1 protein-coding gene is annotated in these 1,824 nt (G+C 64.0%); it reads right to left on the bottom strand.

All coding sequences use genetic code 11. The features are described 5' to 3' along the window. Window positions 1-95: 95 nt before the first annotated feature. On the bottom strand, window positions 96-1,619 hold the full coding sequence (locus tag OC610_RS26835; protein ID WP_039591419.1) for a fumarate hydratase: 1,524 nt from the start codon (window positions 1,617-1,619) through the stop codon (window positions 96-98). Window positions 1,620-1,824: the final 205 nt, after the last annotated feature.

The following is a 1,824-nucleotide window of genomic DNA, read 5'->3' as shown; positions in this document are numbered from 1 at the left end:
CGGGAGCAAGCTCCCTCGCCACGGGATTCATGTGGTCAAAAAAAGGCCGGTGAGCTTGTCGCCCACCGGCCTTGTTCACAGCGCTGGACTGCGCCTTACTGCACTTCCACCGCCAGGCTCTCGCTGATCTTCTGCTGCCAGATCGCCGGGCCGGTGATGTGCACCGACTCGCCCTTGCTGTCCACGGCGACGGTCACCGGCATGTCCTTGACCTCGAACTCGTAGATCGCTTCCATCCCCAGTTCGGCGAATGCCAGGACCTTGGATTTCTTGATCGCCTGGGCCACCAGGTAAGCGGCACCGCCGACGGCCATCAGGTAGACGGCCTTGTTGTCCTTGATCGCTTCGATGGCGGTCGGGCCGCGCTCGGATTTGCCGATCATGCCCAACAGGCCGGTCTGCTCGAGGATCTGGCGGGTGAACTTGTCCATCCGCGTGGCGGTGGTCGGGCCGGCTGGGCCGACCACTTCGTCACCGACCGGGTCGACCGGGCCCACGTAGTAGATGAAGCGACCCTTGAGGTCCACCGGCAGGGTTTCACCCTTGTTCAGCATCTCGACCATGCGCTTGTGCGCCGCGTCGCGACCGGTGAGCATCTTGCCGTTGAGCAGCACGGTTTCGCCCGGTTTCCAGCTCTGCACGTCTTCCGGGGTCAGGGTGTCGAGGTTCACGCGACGAGCCGATGGGCCGGCTTCCCAGACGATTTCCGGGTAAGCGTCCAGCGGTGGCGCTTCCAGCGACGCCGGGCCGGTGCCGTCCAGCACGAAGTGGGCGTGACGGGTGGCGGCGCAGTTGGGGATCATGCACACCGGCAGGGAGGCAGCGTGGGTCGGGTAGTCCATGATCTTCACGTCGAGCACGGTGGTCAGGCCACCCAGGCCCTGGGCGCCGATGCCCAGTTGGTTGACCTTCTCGAACAGCTCCAGGCGCATCTCTTCGATACGGTTCTGCGGGCCGCGGGCCTTGAGCTCGTGGATGTCGATGGATTCCATCAACACTTCCTTGGCCATCACCGCGGCTTTCTCGGCGGTGCCGCCGATGCCGATGCCGAGCATGCCCGGTGGGCACCAGCCGGCGCCCATGGTCGGAACGGTCTTCAGGACCCAGTCGACGATGGAGTCGGATGGGTTGAGCATGGCCATCTTCGATTTGTTCTCGGAGCCGCCGCCCTTGGCCGCCACGTCCACTTCCACGGTGTTGCCCGGGACGATGGAGTAGTGGATGACCGCCGGTGTGTTGTCCTTGGTGTTTTTGCGCGCGCCTGCCGGGTCGGCGAGGATCGATGCACGCAGGACGTTTTCCGGCAGGTTGTAGGCGCGACGCACGCCCTCGTTGATCATGTCGTCCAGGCTCATGGTCGCGCCATCCCAACGCACGTCCATGCCCACGCGCACGAACACAGTCACGATGCCGGTGTCCTGGCAGATCGGCCGATGGCCGGTGGCGCACATGCGCGAGTTGATCAGGATCTGCGCCATGGAATCACGGGCCGCCGGCGATTCTTCGCGCAGGTAGGCCTCGTGCATCGCCTGGATGAAATCCACGGGGTGGTAGTAGGAAATGAACTGCAGGGCGTCGGCAACGCTCTGAATCAGGTCGTCTTGCTTGATCACGGTCATGAGTCGCGCTCCTCTCTAAAGACGGGAACATTCAATAAGGTGCCGTCCGCTTGGGTGCATCGGTCGACGGGCGGCACCTCTTAAGGCACGCCGGGCATGCTGGCGCGACGCTAAAAAGGCGCGGCAGTATATCGCAGGCTGGGGGCCTGTGGGAGCTAACGGCTGAACGTATGAAACGCACGAACCCGTGGCGAGGGAGCTTGCT

The sequence above is a fragment of the Pseudomonas agronomica genome, from assembly GCF_025917275.1.
Lineage (GTDB): Bacteria > Pseudomonadota > Gammaproteobacteria > Pseudomonadales > Pseudomonadaceae > Aquipseudomonas > Aquipseudomonas agronomica.
This window is presented reverse-complemented; position numbering and strand designations above follow the sequence as displayed.

Bases quoted from the DNA above. Each gene is read 5' to 3' on its own strand.
- OC610_RS26835 (WP_039591419.1), bottom strand. From the start codon at position 1,619: ATGACCGTGATCAAGCAAGACGACCTGATTCAGAGCGTTGCCGACGCC.